The sequence below is a fragment of the Psychrobacter sp. ANT_H56B genome (assembly GCF_008369245.1).
Classification (GTDB): Bacteria; Pseudomonadota; Gammaproteobacteria; order Pseudomonadales; family Moraxellaceae; genus Psychrobacter; species Psychrobacter cryohalolentis.
Genome location: NZ_VOBF01000005.1, coordinates 41030 through 60142, shown reverse-complemented (window position 1 = coordinate 60142; position 19113 = coordinate 41030). Strand labels below are relative to the sequence as shown.

The following is a 19113-nucleotide window of genomic DNA, read 5'->3' as shown; positions in this document are numbered from 1 at the left end:
GAGCGTTATCGTTTGGCAATTATAGACAACAACACGCCAAGTACATTGATAAAGATGCATCTACTATCCTGCACCATTGTCTACTTTAAGGATATTATTATGAAAGACATGCTTCAATCACCCACGCGCCGTCAATTGCTTTCAATGATTGGTAAAACAGCGGGCGCGACCGCCATGTATCAAGCAATGACGACCTTGGGGTTTGCTTCAGAGTCCAGTTTTAAAGAAGCAATGGATCTTAAAGGCGCACCTGCTGGCGCGAGCATTGTCATTCTTGGTGCTGGTCTTGGTGGTCTTACTGCCGCCTATGAGCTGCGAAAAGCGGGCTACGATGTCAAAGTGCTTGAGTTTCAAAATCGTGGTGGCGGTCGTAGTTGGACACTGAACAGCGGTGATAAATATACTGAGCTTGGCGGCGAAGAGGTCACTTGTGATTTTGAAGAAGGCAATTATTTCAATGGTGGACCATGGCGTTTGCCAAGCCACCACTATGCCGTCTTTCATTATTGCAAACAGTTCGGTGTTGAGATGCAACCCTTTATACAAACCAATGACCGTGCTTATTTGCATCGTACTAATCATTTCAATGGCGTACCACAGCGTTTGGGTGACATCAAAAATGACATTCAAGGTCATGTGGCGGAGCTGCTATCGAAGTCAGTAAACGTGGGTGGTCTGGATCGCTCAGTCAATACTGAGGACAAAGAGAAGCTGCTAGAAGGGCTAAAAGGCTGGGGCGTGCTCGATAAAGACTATCGCTACCGCGCCAGTAATGAGACTACCAAACATCGTGGCTTTAGTGTGTTCCCAGGTGGCGGTTTGATGCCAAATGAAAAGCCGTCAAAGCCATTACCAATCAGTGAGATACTAGATTCAGGCATGTGGGGAGATATTTATAGCAATCACATGACATATGGACATCAGCCGACTATGTTTCAGCCAGTTGGTGGTATGGGTAAAATCGGTGACGCTTTCACCCGCGAATGTCGAGATATGATTGAGTTTAATGCCAAAGTCACTAAGATTCATCAAGATGATACTGGCGTTACAGTCGACTATGTGGACAGTAATAGTCCCGATGGCGCAACCAAAACCATTCGGGCAGACTGGTGTGTCTGCAACATACCTTTAACCGTATTAACCCAGCTCGATATCAATGTCTCAAAACCAATGAAACAGGCGCTGGCAGCGGTTCCTTATGACACTTCCTATAAAGTAGGTTTGGAATTTAATCGCCGCTTCTGGGAAGAAGATGAGTGGATTTATGGCGGTTTAACCTATACCAATATGCCTATTACCCAAATTGCTTATCCGTCAGAAAATATGTTTAAAGATGGCTCGGGTGTATTGCTTGGTGCCTATGGTTTTGGCGCGACTTCTTATAAGTTTAATACTCTAACACCGCAAGAGCGTATCAATGTGGCGCTTGCCTACGGTAAGTATATCCATCCGCAGTACCCAAAAGAATTCCGCGCCGGAACATCTGTCGTCTGGCACCGTATTCCTTGGACACTCGGCTGCTACGGTATTTGGAGTGAGTCTAGTCGTGAGCAGCATTACGATAACCTATGCAGTATAGACAACCGTATTGTGCTGACAGGTGAGCATTGCTCTCATATTCCTGCGTGGCAGGAAGGGGCTATATTATCTGGCATGGATGCAGCTAAACGCTTGCATAAAAAAGCAAAAATGCTGGGTTAATTGCGGCGCACATAGAGACAATCATTATAAATTCAGAGGCTATCATGAACACTATCATCATGAAAACAACTATCATGAAAAACATGACACCTAAGATGCTGATGATCATGCTGCTAAGCAGCAGCGCATTATTAGGCTGTAGTCAAAAAGTAGGCGATGTAGAGACGGTAGCCAGTAAACACGATGCTGAGCAAACGGTTGACTATCAAGCAAGTCGCAATACTGGCAGCTGGGGCGCTGTCTATATGAGCCGTGACGAGCTAAAAGCGCAGCCTATCAATGTTGTTGATGACAGCTCATTACCCAATATGGAAAATGACCATATTATTAGCGAGTGGGAAGCAAAATTTGAAGGATCCAATGCCTTTATTACGACCGATGGCAAAAAGCTCTATCATGACTCCTGTGCTGGCTGTCATATGCATAAAGGCGAAGGCGCTTATGGTGCAGGCTATTATCCGCCACTGGCTAACAATAGCAAAATGCAGTCAAAATATTATATTATTAATATACTGATCAATGGTTTCCGCGGAATGCCATCGTTTCATATGATGATGAATGATGAGCAAATGGCGGCAGTGACTCAATACGTCGTCAGTGACTTAAATGGTTACACGGATACAGTGACCGCTGAAGACGTGGCCAAGCTCAGACATGCCAATCCGCCCGGTTATGATCCAAGTGAATAGTGTTGCTGTGAACAATGTTTCCTTAGAATAAAAGCTAATCGATTTACTCTCATATAAAAAATCGCCCAATCGATGATTGTGCGATTTTCTTGGTTAAGACATTACGAATTTCTAGCCCTATCTGGGACTGGCTGACCAGACAGGTGAGCGAATCGTACCTTGCCCAGATTTACCAAAGGCTTCGCCGCCGTTTAGCGATTTGATAGTCAGTACGCCCTTACCACCTTGCTTTGATGCATAAACGACACGCTTACCATTTGGTGAAAAGCTCGGCGCTTCATCGATACCGGTATTGCCCAAATTAGCAGTGACCGCGCCGCCGCTGTTCATAACAGCCGCTGAGCGCCCATTTAAAAAGGCAATTTGCGTGCCATCACTACTAAATTGTGGGCTGGTCGCATAACCACTATTAGATACTTTGGTTGTGCGCCCTGAACCAAATTCATAACGATAAATCTGCGGCTTATTAAATCCAGTCTTATCAGATACAAAGACAAAAGATCTGCCATCAGGGGCGTAGCTTGGCTGTACTTCACTGCTTGGCCAATTGGTCAGTCGTCTTGGTTGACCGCCGCTGGCACTCATCTCATAAATATCAGCACTGCCTTCAAAACTACTCGAAAACAGTATTTTGCTGCCATCTGGCGAGAACGAAGGACTTAAGTTGCTACCAGGGAAAGGCGTCAATGGCGTTGCGCCGCCGCCGCTCACGCTTTGCACATAAATAACAGGATAAGATTTATCTCGCTGTACTGAATAAGCGATACGATTGCCATCGGGCGACCATGCTGGAGAGAAGATAGAGCCTGAAACCTCAGTAATGGTTTTGGCGTTTTCGCCATCAGCATCCATGACTTTTAAGCGTGAGATTTTTGCTTTTCCGGCACCAATTTCTTCAATATAGGCAATACGCCCTGAGAAGTCCCCTGGAATGCCGGTAATGAGCTCGTACACTTTATCTGCGATGACGTGACCGGCATAGCGCATGCTGTCTTTATTGTTATCTGCGGTTAAAGTTTGCTTGCCTTCGATCACGCGTCCTGTCTTAACCTCAATCACTTCATAATCGGTCACCACTTTACCGCGGCTACTGCGCGTGCTACCTACGACAAGATAGGGAATCCCTATACTTTGCCAGACTGGTAATGTCCCTGCCAGCTCACTGCTACTGCGTGGCTGCTGCGGTAGATTTTGACTGGTAACTTTGAGCTCAGTTTTGCTTAAGTCATTGACAATGATAGGTGACAATACGCTATCACCAGCAAAAGGCACAAAAGCCACTTGATTCTGTTGCACAGGAATCTCGTAATCCAATTCTAAAACGACAGGCGCTGCCAGCACACTTGGCGCGATAAGTAAGCTTGAGGCGCTAGCAAGTAATGATATGAGTAGTTTTTTATGAGTGTGCATGAGTAAGTTAAGCTCCTGAAACAGTATGAGTATCATTTTTATAGGTTATTAGTCCGCCATAAAGATAAGGCAGTCCCTTCTACAGTACAAGCTGTTTAAGGTAACGTTATCAATAATATAAGACATGAGCAACTGATTAATTGCTACCTTTAAACTGTAGAGTAAAGGTCGGGTATTTGGGATCGTCAGCATCGATTGGTAAGCTGCCTGTGTTCAATACGGCTTGTTTGGCGGCTTCATTGACAGCTTCATCCGGTCCTGACGCAGTAACATTGGTGATATTACCGCTGGCATTGACCGTAATTGTGAGGGTCGCACGCTGGGTTGAGCCCTTTGCCGCAGTCGGTGGGTTATAGTTACGTCTGATGAGGTTAATGATTTCACTATTACTGGCGCCGCGACTGCCACCTGACGCTGAGCGGCTGTTGCCTTTTGAAGGGCTTGAGGTTGTGCTATCACCAGATAAAGTCGACTGCCCATCGTTTGATAGACTAAGGGTTTGACCTGAACTACTAGAGCCGCCCGTATTGATTTCTATATTTCGGTCGGTAGCAGTTGGGCGCTTAATCTTGGGAGGATTGTTTTGTTTATTGCGGAAATCCCCAAGCCTTTTTTGCTCTTCAATCAGCTGCTGTCGTCTTTCTTTTTCAATCTGGTCATGTTCTTCTAAGACGGATTCGTCTAAGCGCGCGGCCCACTCAGCCATACTGCGCTCATACTCTTGGTTTTGCTCAAGCAGACGTTGATGCTGCTCTTCACTCATTAGCATCGGACTAGTAGCAGATTCATCCGAGCGTGTGAAGACAGGCACTTGCTGAGAGTTTGGTTGAGCAGGATTTGGAGTGCTGACGCTGCCAGCAAAGGCTTCTGTTGGCGTAGCTGAACTACTTGAGCCGCTTTCCGCTTGCATAGCACTGGCTGCGGCGGCGCGATTGGCAAGAATTTGACCTTGCATCTCGGCTAACTGTTCAGGAGATACCATGGTCGTTTCAATACTACCAGCGGTCTCAACGTCCATATTTTGGTAGGTATAGATAAGTATACCAATGACAAGACCATGTGCCAGCAAACTGAGCAGCGTGGGTAAGGTTAGCCCATTGCCTTCGGGTTCAGTTGGTACATAAACGGTTGGAGCCTTGTGCATGGTAGTGATACTCAAAAACGTGATACTAAAAGATAAGCTACATCAGATTATCTGCTTTATTATAACCGGCTACACCAAAACGGCTGTTTTTTAATATTATAAAATGATTAAACTGCTGGTGTAGGCAATGGAGCGCCAGTTAATAGTCCAACCTTCTGGATACCAGCTTGTTGCAACGTTGCCATCAAAGTCATGATAGCGCCATATTGATTGTTTTGGTCGGCATTGATCATCACTTGTACTGGTTGCGCACCGGCATCACTGCTTTGACTTTGCAAAGTTGATAAGGTATCAATTAGCTCAGGCTCACTAACAGGTAAGTCAACATTGCTCTCATAACTGATAAAAATCTCACCGTTACCGGTCAGAGATACAATGACTGGTAGCTGGCTTTGACTCATGGTGTTGGTTTGCTCTTTTGGCAAATCTACATCGACGCCAGTAATCAGCATCGGCGCGGTCACCATAAATATCACGAGCAGCACGAGCATTACGTCGATATAAGGAACAACGTTCATCTCCGCATTCAGTGCTTTTTTCTCACGGCGATAGGGACTTTGTTTCATAGACCAGCCACCTGAGTGCTCTGGTTAGCTTGGCTTACTTGAGTGCTAGGCTGCGGGCTTTCATTACTGGTTTCGCGCTGCAGCATACCCGTCATCTCATCACAGAATAAGGCACGTGAATCATATAATCGACTAGATTTAGCGGTAAAATGGTTATAAGCCAATACCGCAGGAATAGCGGCAAACAAACCCATAGCGGTGGCAATCAATGCTTCTGCAATACCTGGTGCCACAGCGGCTAGGGTAGCCTGTTCATTTTGTGACAAGCCCAAAAAGGCATTCATGATACCCCAAACGGTGCCGAACAGACCGACGTAAGGTGCAACGGAGCCGATACTGGCAAGCGTTGTAAGTCCTGACTCCAAAAGTAGCTGCTGACGACCAAGACCCACCCTAAGCTTACGCTCAACGCCATCGATAATGTCATCTTTTGGTTGACGTTTTTTGTGCATTCTTAAGTATTCAGAGAATCCAACATAGAAAATCTGCTCAAGACCTTGGCGCTCAGGTGAGCCCTGAATACCTTGATACAATTTTGCCAAATCTTCACCCGACCAAAACCACGCCTCGAACTGTTGGTCAAAGTTTCTGGCAGTGCCAAGCCGCGCACTCATACGAAAAATAATCACCCAACTGAGTAACGATGCTAATAACAATAGAGCCATCACGATCTGAACCAGCAGGCTCGCTTGAGTAATAAGGTCGATAATATTTAAGGATTCAGGCATGTAAAGGACTCATGGATAATTAATAATAGTCATTAAAAATAGGGTGCTCATATTAACCCCCTAGTGTACTGCTAATCTTGGTAAATATCATTAATAATGTGTTAATTACATAATGAGCAGTTTTTTCCTAAAATTTATGGTGACAGCACTATCATTTTATAATATTGTCCATATGGTCAACTATTTTTTGCTCTTTTACTGACAAGTTCATGGCATTCATTGAAATTATCTATTTATTTCCATAGAATGTTATGATTTGTTGCTGTAATTTTTCACAGTGGTTTTATTTTTAGCAAGTCTTGTGTGGCTAAAGGATTAAAAACATCATCTCCAACCGTAGTTTATAGCGTCATTTACAGTCGCAATTTGGAAGCGTCATTTATCGTCGCAATTTAGGTGTATTTTTTATGTTTGAGTTAAAAGCGGCATTTATCGTCGCAATTTGGAAGCGACATTTATCAATACCATTTGATAATGATAATTTACTCACTGCAATTTGGAAGCGACTCCTATGAACGCAATTGAACGATATTTTGGGATCGATGGGCACAATACCACGATCAAAACAGAGATTTTAGCAGGTGTAACCACGTTTTTAACGATGGCTTACATCATATTTGTCAACCCTAACATACTTGCTGATGCCGGTATGGATAAAGGCGCGGTATTCGTAGCTACCTGTCTTGCCGCGGCCATTGGTTGTTTTATTATGGGTATTTATGCCCGCCTGCCAGTGGCCCTAGCGCCTGGAATGGGACTCAATGCCTTCTTTACTTATGGCGTGGTTTTGGGTATGGGCTATGCTTGGCAAACGGCGCTTGGCGCAGTATTTTTGTCAGGTTGTATCTTTATCCTATTAAGTTTGTTTAAAATCCGTGAAATCATTATTAATTCTATTCCGACCAGTATCAAACAAGGGGTTGTCGCTGGTATTGGTGCGTTTTTGGCCTTTATTGCGCTTCAAACCTCAGGTGTCATCGTCAATAATGATGCGACACTAGTGGGACTAGGTGACATGACCACGTTTTCACCTGCGATGGCAGCCCTTGGTTTTATTGTTATCGTTGGTTTGTCACATAAAAAAGTACCCGGTGCGGTCACTATTGGTATTTTATTGGTTGCGCTTATTAGTCTGCTCACAGGAAATACGCAGTTTTCAGGTATTATTTCAGCGCCGCCACCTATTGCTCCAACGCTAATGCAGCTTGATATCGCTGGTGCGTTCGATGTAGCCATGATTAGTGTTATCTTTGCTTTCTTATTCGTTGATTTATTCGATACAGCAGGCACGCTGATTGCCACCACCACTCAAGCAGGTTTAATTGGTAAAGATGGTAAAATCCCAAATATGGGCAAAGCATTGCTAGCAGATTCGACGGCGACTGTGGCAGGTACAGTACTTGGTACCTCATCAACAACCAGTTTTGTTGAAAGTGTCTCAGGTATTGCTGCAGGTGGTCGTACTGGTTTGATGGCTGTGACCGTTGGCGTGTTGTTTTTACTCAGCTTATTCTTTTCACCACTTGCCGGTATGATTCCAGGATATGCGACTGCGGGCGCTATCTTTTATGTAGCAGTACTCATGATGGAAACATTAAAAGACGTCAAATGGAATGATTTGACAGAAGCCGCTCCGGTTGTGGTAGTGCTATTGTTTACGCCTTTGACCTATTCTGTCGCTGACGGTATTGCACTTGGCTTTATCACTTATACTGCCATCAAAGTAGTTGCTGGTAAATTCTCTGACATCAGTATTCCTGTTTTGCTATTGACAGTAGTATTACTGGCTAAAATTATCTTTATCTAGTTTTTAATCAATCGACGCGCACTGTTAATTACGGTTGATATTGCTATAGAGATATCAGTTAAGCCCTTCTTATTATCAAATGATAAGAAGGGCTTTTTGGTATTTACTATTCTTATTATATCAAGACAGTAGCGCCAACTATTTGATTCATAAAACAATTAATCATAAATAGTAAATCGGAAATTATAACCAAAGCGTCACGTTTGTGAATGCGTTAATAACTGTTTGTTTTTTAACACTATTATAATTGGCTAAAATGCATAATATTGTTAGTTTGAAAATTTATTTCATGGTAATATGCGGATATTAAGCGCATCACCTCAATCAACGCCGTAGAGGTTTTTCTTATCAGTGAATCAGCATTGCATATTGCCACTTTATATTGCAAACACTCTCCTTTCACTACTAACAAGAAGAAGGCACTAATGCCGCTTAGTTTCATGTTGTTGCCTTTGTATTGTTGACGTAGTCCGTTGCACAGTCAAACGATCTACTTGACCTTTTCCAGCTTATGCTGGATTTTCTCGTTTTTTAATATTATCGTGTGCTCTGTTCATTGTTATGTATGTTATCAAAGCCGAATCACTCACACTGCTTACTAGCTGATTGTGATCGATTGCTGTTTTCGATAGGGTAGATGATAAACCGTTTCAATACTTTAGCCTTACGACGTTGTTTTAGCGCCACAATATTTAAAAGTTTCAATGTTAAAAAGCCTCAGCGCATCACTTATGATGGATTTTCAAGTTATGGAGTTGTTATGAACCCAGTAGAGCAATTTACCCCGCAAGAGCCGATTTTATTTAATCCTATTGATTTGTTATCACCAGAATATATTGCTCAGTCATCAACAGAGCTACATACGCGTATATCGCCTTTGTATAGCGTGGATGAAGAGCGCTGGTTGACGCAGTTATTGCCACTTGCTAAACCGACAGATGCCGAGCGTGACAGTGCAGCTACGCAGACGCGTCAGCTGGTTGAGCATGTGCGCAATGATGGTAAAGCGGTAAAAATGGTCGACTCATTATTGCTCGAGTACAGCTTGGATACTCAAGAAGGTGTTTTGCTCATGAGCTTGGCGGAAGCCTTGATTCGTGTGCCGGACAATTATACGGCTGATGCGCTGATTCATGACAAGATGAGCGTCGCTGACTGGAAAAAACATCTAAAAAATGACAATGGTTTTATGGTCAATGCCTCAACATGGGGCATGATGATGACAGGTCGTGTGGTGAGCATCGATAGTGATACCACGGCATCTGGATTTTTGGATCGTATGACCAAAAAGATGGGTGAGCCTGTTATTCGTAGTGCTATGCAAAAAGCCATGCGTATCATGGGGCACCAGTTTGTACTTGGCGAAACGATTGAAGGCGCTAATAAAAATAGCCAACCATATCGCAATAAAGGCTATACCTATTCATTCGATATGCTGGGCGAAGCAGCAATTACTCATAAAGATGCCGAAAAGTACTTTAATGATTATTTGCATGCCATCAAAGCGACGGCCAGTATCAAAGTTAAAGAGGGCATGCCTAAGCCATCGGTTTCTATCAAGCTGTCCGCATTGCACCCGCGCTATGAAGCTACTCAAGAAGAGCAAGTCATGGGTCTATTGCGTCAACGCTGCTTGTTACTGATTGAAGCGGCGCGTGAAGTCAATGTCGACCTCAGTATTGATGCTGAAGAAGCCGATCGTCTTGAGATATCGCTAAAACTATTTGAGTCTTTATATCGCGACAATCTAACAGCGGATTGGGATGGTCTTGGTTTAGTTGTACAAGGTTACTCAAAGCGTGCAATTGCTATTTTGGCTTGGCTGGCACGCTTGGCAATTGAGGTTGGCGACCGTATTCCTGTACGTCTAGTAAAGGGCGCTTATTGGGATACAGAGATTAAGCTTGCTCAGCAAAAAGGTCTCTCAGGCTATCCGGTCTGGACGCGCAAAGAAGGCACGGATACCGCTTATCTTGCCTGCGCGCGTTTCTTATTATCAGAGCATTTGCGTGGTCTTATTTGGCCACAGTTTGCAACGCACAATGCGCACACGCTTGCTTCAATCATGACCATGAGCTCGCACAGAGACTTTGAGTTCCAGCGTTTGCATGGTATGGGTGATGCGCTTTATGACCATATCTTACAAGCTTATCAAATCCCTGTGCGTATCTATGCACCGGTTGGCGCTCATAAAGATCTGCTGCCGTATTTGGTACGACGATTGCTCGAAAACGGTGCCAATAGCTCGTTTGTCCATCAGTTATTAGACAAGTCTTATCCAATTGACAAGCTAACTGTACATCCGTATGACAAGCTATTAACCAATGCAACGCTACATAATCCAGATATTCCATTACCGTTAGCTATCTATGGTGCACGCCGTGCCAGCTTTGGTCCCAATATCTTTGTAGAATCGCAGTGGATACCGTTTAAAGCAGCTATCGATACGCATATACACAAAACATGGTTTGCGACTTCGGTTATTAATGGCAACGCAGTCAATGAAAATACGGTAGATGGCGACACTCATCAGCTTGACAAGCAAGTTATATGTGCGCCTTGGAACCATGAAGTCATTGCCGGTGAAGTCGTTTATGCCAATGCGACTATCGCACAGCAAGCAATTGCGGCGGCAGTCGCTGGACAAGGCGAATGGCAAGCGGTTGCTGCTACTAAACGTGCGGCTATATTGCGTAAAATAGCGGACTTATATGAAGAAAACTATGCAGAGCTGATGGCATTATGCCAAGTTGAGGCAGGTAAAACCTTACAAGACAGCATTGATGAAATCAAAGAAGCGGTTGATTTTTGCCGTTTTTATGCTGATGAAGCTGAGCGTTTAGATGATGTTATTTATGAGTTTACCGATTTGGCAGGCAAGCCGTCGCGTCAAGTTTATAAAGCACGTGGCACGTTTATTTGTATCAGCCCATGGAACTTTCCATTGGCTATTTATACCGGTCAAGTAGTTGCAGCACTGGCTGCAGGTAATACCGTAGTGGCAAAACCTGCCGAACAGACGAGCTTAATCGCTCATTTCGGTACGCAGCTTATGTATCAAGCTGGCGTGCCAGTAGAAGCATTGCAACTCGTGATTGGCGCGGGCGACGTTGGTGCTGCATTGACTGCTGCGGACAATATCGCAGGTGTTATCTTTACAGGTTCGACCCAAACGGCGCAGCGCATCAACCAAAGCCTAAATGCCCATGCTCAAGTCAGCGGTGAGCTGCCTGTCTTTATCGCGGAGACTGGCGGACAAAATGCCATGATTATGGACTCAACGGCATTGCCTGAGCAAGTGGTTAGAGATGCGGTATTATCTGCCTTTGGTTCAGCAGGTCAGCGCTGTTCAGCATGTCGTATCTTATGTGTACAAGAAGAGATGGCAGATGATTTGATTGAGCTATTGCAAGGCAATATGGCTGAATTAATCGTTGGCAACCCGCTATATGCGACTACAGATGTAGGTCCTGTGATTGATATCGATGCCAAGCGCGGACTTGAAGCGCATATCGAACGCATGCGTACTGAGCCAACGGCTACTATTTTGGCGCAGACACCGATGAGTGACAGCTCAGAAGTCAGTCAAGATCAAGCAACGTTTGTATTGCCAACGGCCATAGAAGTAAAAAGCATCGATGTGATCGGTGGAGAGCATTTTGGTCCTATTTTGCATGTACTGCGTTATGAAGCACGTGATCTAAATAAGCTGATTGATGCGATCAATGCGACGGGTTTTGGTTTGACCTTGGGCATCCATAGCCGTATTGAAAACACGGTAGAGCATATCGAGCGCCGTGCCTTTGTCGGCAATACATATATCAACCGTAACCAAATCGGCGCGGTCGTCAACGTACAGCCGTTCGGTGGCTGCGGTCTATCGGGCACAGGTCCCAAAGCAGGTGGTCCACATTATGTCGCCCGTCTGATGAGCTTAACGACAGAGCAGTTGGCTAATGAGCAAGTGGCTTTGATAGACAATACCGCTGCAACCAATACTCAAACAATAATCGCATAAGGAGTAGCACTATGGTGACTGAATTCAAAAAAAATCATGGCCAAGTTTGTGAAACTTGGCGTTTGCTTGGCGCAGTGAATCGTGCCACTTATCTGCAAGAAGCCGCACCAAGACTGGCATTATTGACCGGTGATGCCAATAAGGCAAAGCGTCTGTTCAATCATTTATTGAGCGCAGCACCCATGCTTGACGAAGAGCACCGTATGACTGGTGCTACGGGCGAGTCAAATGACTTGTACGTGACGGGTCGTGGTAAGACGATGGTTGTTGGCGGCGAGTCTGCTCGCGCGATGGCAGTACTTGGGCAATTGCTAGCAGCATTATTAACGGGTAATGAGGTGATATTGCATTGCCCAAGCCAAGATGAGATGTGCATTGAAGCGGCAAAAATCCTCTATGAGAGTGGCATCAGTGATGATGTGCTGAGTGTCGCCAATGACTCGCAAACCGTCACGCTTTTATACATCGATCGCCTTGCGCAAGTGGCTGTTTCTGGTAATCGGAAAGAGGTGCAAGCGGTCAGTCAAGAGCTTGCCAAAACTGATGGTATGTTGACGCAAGTCATTAGCGTCACTGATATGGACGGCTTATCAGAGATGCTAACACCTGATTATCTATACCGTTTCGTCACTGAGCGTGTAAAAACCATTAATACCACTGCCATTGGCGGAAATGCAAGCTTGTTAGAGCTTGGCACATAGAAGTAACAGCAACAATTTAGTACAGGCAACCAATAATCTCATTAGAAGTTAAAAGATTAGCGTATTGCCAATAAAGAAATAGCTCGAATAGTAAAAATGACGATCAGTCATTATTCCCAAATATTTGGTGAGTAATTGCTGGTCGTTTTTTTATGCTTAAATTTAGAAGTAGGATAGGTAGGTATTTTAGTAAATACTCACTTTAGTAATGAAGTTTCTTGGCTTTTCAACAAAAATAAGGTATTTTTTGAGTTGTAAGTTAAACAAAGATGGTGATAATATAAGTTAACCGTTTAGTCAGCAATTATTCACTAAATGGTTAATAAATCCCTTTAACACGGAACGTTGACGTAAGCTAAGCCTCGAAAGTATGTTTTAACGGTGCTTATATTCCTCGATTTTCCGATAGAGTAGTCGTCATTAAGACGATACCCAAACCCTTGATAATGCTTTTGTATTTGCTAAAGATGCTCATCCATCATAGGTAAATTAAAAAGTTCAAACCGCAAACAGATTAAGCCTGAGCAAGTCAGTAGTCAGATAGGCAGTCAGCTTATTCAATACAGTTATAACTCTCAGTATTGATGTAGGTATGATGATCATCATCGTATAAATTTTATTAACATGGTAATTAAGTACTCACTTAAGGGCAGCGCATTTGTGTGCAGTTATCCTTTAAGATACTGATTGTTAAGATTTTATGATTCGATTAAAGATAAAGCAGTTTTTTATCTTCCTTTTATTCTGACAGCTGAGTATTGCTATGATTCATTTTTATTTGAACGGTCAATATAAGCAATTAACTGACCTCAATCCGAATACCACGGTGCTTGAGTATTTGCGCTTGCACGAACGCCAGACTGATACAAAAGAAGGCTGCGGCAGTGGCGACTGCGGAGCCTGTACGGTGATGGCGCAGCGCTTACCTAGCAGTGGTGAAGATTCTTCTGATTTGCCTTTTTATACCCTTAACGCCTGTATCACGCTACTGTCATTGATGGATTGTCATCATATAATGACGTCAGCTTATATCGCGGACAATCCTGAACATCATCCAGAACGTGCTTTATTGCACCCAGCGCAGCAAGCAATGGTCGAATGCCATGGCTCGCAGTGCGGGTTTTGTACGCCTGGATTTGTGATGACGCTGGCCAGCACCTACGAGAATCATCGTCTGCAAGTCGCAAAAGGAACCATTAAAGATGATTTAAGCTACGATGATATCGTGGCTGCAATTGGTGGCAATCTTTGCCGTTGTACCGGCTATCGTCCTATTATCGAGGCGGGCTTGGCAATGAGTGAGATTGGTAGACAACGCGATGCTGATCAGACGATCGCCAAAGACTTGACTATCAATTTAGCGACAGATGCGATGGCAAATAGCAGACAGACCGTTTCAAGCGAAATGGGCGCTATTGAGCCTGCGCTTACTCAAGGGTCACGTAAGTTATTCATTCCAAAGTCTGTTGCTGAGCTTAACCAAGTGCTCGCTGCCCATCCAAAAGCGACCATTTGGGCAGGTGGTACGGACTTAGGTTTGAGTGTGACGCAACACTTGGTTGATCACGATATTATCGTACAACTGTCAGCGATTGACGAGCTAAAATCTTGGTCACTGCAAGCGTTAAGCTTAAATACCGATGAGCAGTCTAAAGGCGATAGCGAAGTAGAGTTTTTAGTATTGGGTGCTGGCATGAGCTATAAGAGCATGCTGCCTGCGCTTGAACAACATTTCCCTGCGTTTGCCAATTTGTTTGAACGTATTGCTTCTCCGCAAATCCGGAATATGGGCACTATCGGCGGTAACGTCGCTAACGCTTCACCGATTGGCGATTTGCCTCCCATTCTATTGGCATTAGATGCTCATATTCATCTGCGTCATTGTGCCGCTATTGACAATGCTATCAACAGCGCTACTGACAATCTCAATGTTAATAATGTCCATTCAAATCAAGTATCTAGTAATGATGAAGTCATTCCTTTATCTAAATTCTTTTTAGATTATAAAAAGACCAAACTACGTGCTGGTAGTTACGTGGTTGCCCTTCATCTTCCGCTAATGCAAGATCATCAGTATCTCTATATTCATAAGATTAGTAAGCGTTACGAAGATGATATCTCAGCGTGCTTGCTTGCTGCGCGACTTGATTTGTCAGCGGATGGCATGACTATCCAAGATGCAAAATTTGGACTTGGCGGCATGGCGGCGATACCTTTATTGGCAGCAGAATGTCAGCAGGCACTAATTGGACAAGCAGTAAATGTTGCCAGTTTCGAGCAGGCAGCACAAAGGCTACCTAATGATGTCTCACCGATGACCGATGTGAGAGCCAGCCGAGAGTATCGTATGCATGTGATGCAGCGGTTAATCATTAAGTGTGGCAAGCAATTGGTTGCTGATGTGCAAGCGGTAGATGCGTAAGGAAACATATAGTAAGTAAGCTCGGCAAGGGCTAAATAGACGGCCCTAGTGTTTGAACTTGCTTGATTATGCTAACTCACGTAACTTTCGCATCGCTAAAAGATACAGTCAAAACGCTATTGTTAGAGAGATAGGTTTTGCTAAAAATATAAGAGAGAGCCATTATGAGCCACCATTCTTCATTATTTGACAGCTATAGTACCCGCAGACAGCGTCCACCAAAAGACAAGATTGGCACCCAAGCAAAGCATGACAGTGCTATTAGTCACGTTATGGGTACCGCTACTTATGTGGACGATATGCTAAAACCACAAAATACCCTGCATTTAGCAATTGGTAAGAGTGCTCACGCGCATGCTCGTGTCTTAAGTATGGATTTGAGCGCCGTACAAGAAGCGGACGGGGTAATCGACGTCATCACTTTTAAAGATTTACCAGCCAAGACTGATATCGGAGCAGTGTTTGATGGCGACCCACTCATGGTCGATCAGATCACAGAATATGTCGGTCAAACGCTATTTACGGTGGTTGCCACCAGTCATCGTGCAGCAAAAAAAGCCGTGCTTAAAGCCATTGTAGAGTATGAGCCATTACCTGCCATTTTGACGATTGATGAGGCGCTAAAGAAAGAGCAGTTTGTACGTCCAAGTCACTTTATGACGCGCGGCGATGCTCAGGCTGAGCTTGAGAGTGCAACTACTCGTATTGCTGGGCATATCCATATGCTGGGGCAAGAGCATTTTTATTTGGAAGGGCAAGTGTCTTATGTCGTCCCTTGTGATGATGGTGGTCTTAAAGTCTATACATCCTCACAGCATCCTAGTGAAGTACAGCAACTTGTCGCCGAAGTGGTTGATTTACCCTTTCATGCCGTGACGACAGTAGTGCGCCGAATGGGCGGAGGTTTTGGCGGTAAAGAAACACAAGCAGCGGCGTGGGCGTGTCTGTGCGGTATCGTTGCCAAACGTCAAAACGTACCAGTAAGTATGCGCTTAGACCGTCAAGATGACATGGTCGTAACTGGTAAACGTCATGAATTTGCCAATCGCTACGATGTCGGTGTCAATGATGCTGGTCAAGTGCTTGGCGTTGATATGCAGCTATCAGGATTGTGTGGCTATTCACCAGATTTGTCCGATGCCATTGTCGATCGGGCGATGTTCCATTGTGACAACGCCTATTATTATCCAGCGGCTCAGATCGCTGGTCATCGCTGCAAGACCCATACAGTATCAAATACCGCTTATCGAGGTTTCGGTGGTCCACAAGGTTTGCTAACTGCTGAATACATGATGGACGATATTGCCTACAGTCTGGGTAAAGATCCTCTGCAGGTACGTTTGGCAAATCTATATCAAAATGGTCAAAGCACCCATTATGGGCAGCCAATTGAGCATTTTGATTTGGCGACTATTATGCAGACGTTAGCTGATGATAACGATTATGCTAAGCGCCGTGAGCAAATCACACTCGCTAATCGAAAAGCTGAAGCCGAAGGTAGTGACAAACGTTTTGGTCTGGCTCTAACGCCGGTCAAATTTGGTATCTCATTTACGGTACAGACGCTAAACCAAGCAGGTGCTTTGGTTCATATCTATACCGACGGTACCATTCAAATCAATCACGGCGGTACTGAAATGGGGCAAGGGCTATATATTAAGATTGCCCAAATCGTTGCCAATGAATTCGATGTCGACTTGGATACCGTAAAAGTAACCGCAACTCGTACCGATAAAGTGCCAAATACTTCGCCAACAGCGGCGTCGTCAGGTACTGACATGAATGGTAAAGCAGCACAAAATGCCTGTATTACTATTAGAGATCGCTTGGTTGAATTTGCTACTGAACATTTTGAAGTAAGTGCAGAAGATGTCAAATTTGAGCGCAATCATGTCCATATCGGTGATAAAGAAACACTAACCTTTGCTGAAATGGTGTTACTCGCATATCAGCACCGCGTTAGCTTATCGTCTACTGGCTATTACAAAACACCAAAGATATTTTATGATCGCTCAAAAGCGTGGGGTCGCCCATTCTTTTACTTCGCCTTGGGTGCCTCTTGTTCTGAGGTTGAGATTGATATTTTAACGGGTGAATATAGGGTATTGCGCTGCGATATCTTACATGATGTTGGGCAGTCGATTAATCCAGCAATTGATATCGGTCAGATTGAAGGCGGTTTTGTTCAAGGTATGGGCTGGCTGACTGCTGAAGAGTTGGTTTGGGATAAAAAAGGAAACCTTGCGTCAAACGGTGCCGCCAATTATAAAATTCCAACGGCACATGACTTACCAAAACAATGGAGCGTCAAACTGTTCGAGCGTAAAAACGAAGAGCAAACTATTTATAACTCCAAAGCCGTTGGCGAACCGCCATTTATGCTAGCCGCTAGCGTTTGGTGCGCGATTAACAACGCGATTGCAAGCTTAGGTGATTACCAGAAAAACCCTGAGCTGACTATGCCGGCAACGCCAGAAGCAGTATTAAAATCTGTCATGCGCATGCAAGGTCAAGAATGGGAAATCGCTTCTAAAGTGGATACAGATACGATTACTAGCCTAACAGTAACCGATGATAATTGCGGTATTGATGATGATAAAGTCAAGCCGCAGCAAGTCGCACACGGTAAAGATATTAATCCAACAGAAGTCGAAGGTAAGCTAACGGATGATCAGCCTGAAGCGATACAAAACCCAAATGTATCAACGGCTCGTGGACCGGCGCATAGTGAATAAGTCACTAATCACACCGATGCCACCAACAAAATGGTATGACGGGCTGGCGCAATATCAGCAGCAAGGTATTGCACATGTTTTGGCGACGGTCGTTGCGGTGAATGGCTCAGCACCTCGTGAGCTTCAATCAAAAATGATCGTGACGCTTGATGCATGCTGTGACACCTTAGGCGGCGGTAGCCTTGAACATAACGTGACGATAACCGCTAGGCAATTGTTAAATGGTGAAATTAATGCCACTGATGCTAGAAGCACGCAACCGTTAAAAGAAGGCAAGTCTGAAAAGGCACAGGCAGTACGCCGCGATGCCGTCTATACCAAGCATTATCCATTGGGTGCTACATTGGCTCAATGCTGCGGCGGTAGCGTCACGGTCATGTTTGAATGCTTTAATGTAATGCCGCCCATGTCGTTATTAGTATTTGGTGCAGGACACGTAGCCGCAGCCTTAATGACCATTCTTGCTGAGCTACCTTGTCAAGTCGACTGGGTAGACAGCCGAGCTGAAATGTTTGAGCGTTATCTAACCCATAATCCGGATACTGTAGAGGGGCAAGTGACTTATCAGTTGCCTACTCACATTCGCCCGCATATTGATGAAGATCCAGTCGATTTTGTTCGACCGTTTGTTGCCAAGAGTATTAAAAGTGCTTCAATAAATGCGTCAATGAAAAAAGGTACTCAGTACTTTATTTTAGTCATGACACATGATCACAGTCTTGATTTTGATTTGGTACGTGCCGCGCTCGATTCTTATGTGAAAACGGGCATCGATAGCAGCTCATTACCTTATCTTGGCTGTATCAGCTCGGCGACCAAAGCCAAGCGTTTCAGAGATCGTCTACTACAGCGTGACTACAGTGAGCAAATAGTCGATAAATTGACCATGCCTATAGGGCTTAATACTGGCGGAAAAGAGCCAATGGCAGTCGCTATATCTATCGCGGCGCAAGTTATGCAGCTTTATCATGATTTATAACTAACATTCATCTTAATTAAAAAATTTTTAATTCTCTATTTATCTGTCTGCCTTAAATGCATTAAGACATTGTTCTTAGCTTCGTCAGCCATCATAAGATATAGGCTGCGCTCAGTAACTTTGTGCTTATATTTCTATAATTGTATTAGGATAGACACAGAGTATGGATGAATTTTTAATCAAAATACTTATCTATTATTGTGAGATTTTTTT

General features: G+C 44.3%; 12 protein-coding genes. 8 read left to right on the top strand and 4 right to left on the bottom strand.

The features are described 5' to 3' along the window. Nucleotides 1-99: 99 nt before the first annotated feature. Nucleotides 100-1701 (top strand): flavin monoamine oxidase family protein, encoded by a 1602-nt coding sequence (locus FQ082_RS07775; protein WP_149492672.1) that lies wholly within the window; start codon nt 100-102, stop codon nt 1699-1701. A gap of 44 nt (nt 1702-1745) precedes the next feature. After that, nucleotides 1746-2390, top strand: a complete 645-nt coding sequence (locus FQ082_RS07770) for a c-type cytochrome (RefSeq protein WP_149492671.1) — start codon at nt 1746-1748, stop codon at nt 2388-2390. A gap of 117 nt (nt 2391-2507) precedes the next feature. Here FQ082_RS07770 and FQ082_RS07765 read toward each other — a convergent pair whose 3' ends face one another. From FQ082_RS07765 to tolQ, 4 genes are all read right to left on the bottom strand, one after another. After that, the gene (locus FQ082_RS07765) at nt 2508-3800 is read right to left on the bottom strand and encodes a PD40 domain-containing protein (RefSeq protein ID WP_149492670.1); all 1293 of its coding nucleotides are present in this window, start codon (nt 3798-3800) and stop codon (nt 2508-2510) included. Nucleotides 3801-3936: 136 nt separating this feature from the next. Continuing rightward, on the bottom strand, nt 3937-4944 hold the full coding sequence (locus tag FQ082_RS07760; RefSeq protein ID WP_149492669.1) for a cell envelope integrity protein TolA: 1008 nt from the start codon (nt 4942-4944) through the stop codon (nt 3937-3939). A 107-nt stretch (nt 4945-5051) separates the two neighbouring features. Continuing rightward, on the bottom strand, nt 5052-5510 hold the full coding sequence (gene tolR / locus FQ082_RS07755) for a protein TolR (protein ID WP_133104210.1): 459 nt from the start codon (nt 5508-5510) through the stop codon (nt 5052-5054). Beyond that, nucleotides 5507-6238, bottom strand: coding sequence for a protein TolQ (tolQ, locus tag FQ082_RS07750; protein WP_020443339.1), 732 nt, complete (start codon nt 6236-6238; stop codon nt 5507-5509). The genes tolR and tolQ overlap by 4 nt, the downstream gene beginning before the upstream one ends. 511 nt (nt 6239-6749) lie before the next feature. Between tolQ and FQ082_RS07745 the strand changes: the two genes are divergently transcribed. The 6 genes from FQ082_RS07745 to xdhC all read left to right on the top strand — a co-directional run bounded on the left by FQ082_RS07745 (nt 6750) and on the right by xdhC (nt 18900). Continuing rightward, entirely contained in the window at nt 6750-8045 is a 1296-nt protein-coding gene (locus FQ082_RS07745) for an NCS2 family permease (RefSeq protein WP_149492668.1), read from the top strand. Between the two features lie 760 nt (nt 8046-8805). Further along, nucleotides 8806-12063, top strand: a complete 3258-nt coding sequence (gene putA, locus FQ082_RS07740; protein WP_149492667.1) for a bifunctional proline dehydrogenase/L-glutamate gamma-semialdehyde dehydrogenase PutA — start codon at nt 8806-8808, stop codon at nt 12061-12063. 11 nt (nt 12064-12074) lie between these two features. Beyond that, on the top strand, nt 12075-12764 hold the full coding sequence (locus FQ082_RS07735; RefSeq protein ID WP_149492666.1) for a 1-pyrroline-5-carboxylate dehydrogenase: 690 nt from the start codon (nt 12075-12077) through the stop codon (nt 12762-12764). A 763-nt stretch (nt 12765-13527) separates the two neighbouring features. Beyond that, nucleotides 13528-15186: a xanthine dehydrogenase small subunit gene (locus tag FQ082_RS07730; RefSeq protein WP_149492665.1), complete on the top strand. Its 1659-nt coding sequence runs from the start codon at nt 13528-13530 to the stop codon at nt 15184-15186. A gap of 164 nt (nt 15187-15350) precedes the next feature. Further along, nucleotides 15351-17921: a xanthine dehydrogenase molybdopterin binding subunit gene (xdhB, locus tag FQ082_RS07725; protein WP_149492664.1), complete on the top strand. Its 2571-nt coding sequence runs from the start codon at nt 15351-15353 to the stop codon at nt 17919-17921. Continuing rightward, nucleotides 17914-18900, top strand: a complete 987-nt coding sequence (gene xdhC, locus FQ082_RS07720) for a xanthine dehydrogenase accessory protein XdhC (protein WP_262498184.1) — start codon at nt 17914-17916, stop codon at nt 18898-18900. Before xdhB ends, xdhC begins: the two co-directional genes overlap by 8 nt. Nucleotides 18901-19113 lie beyond the last annotated feature (213 nt).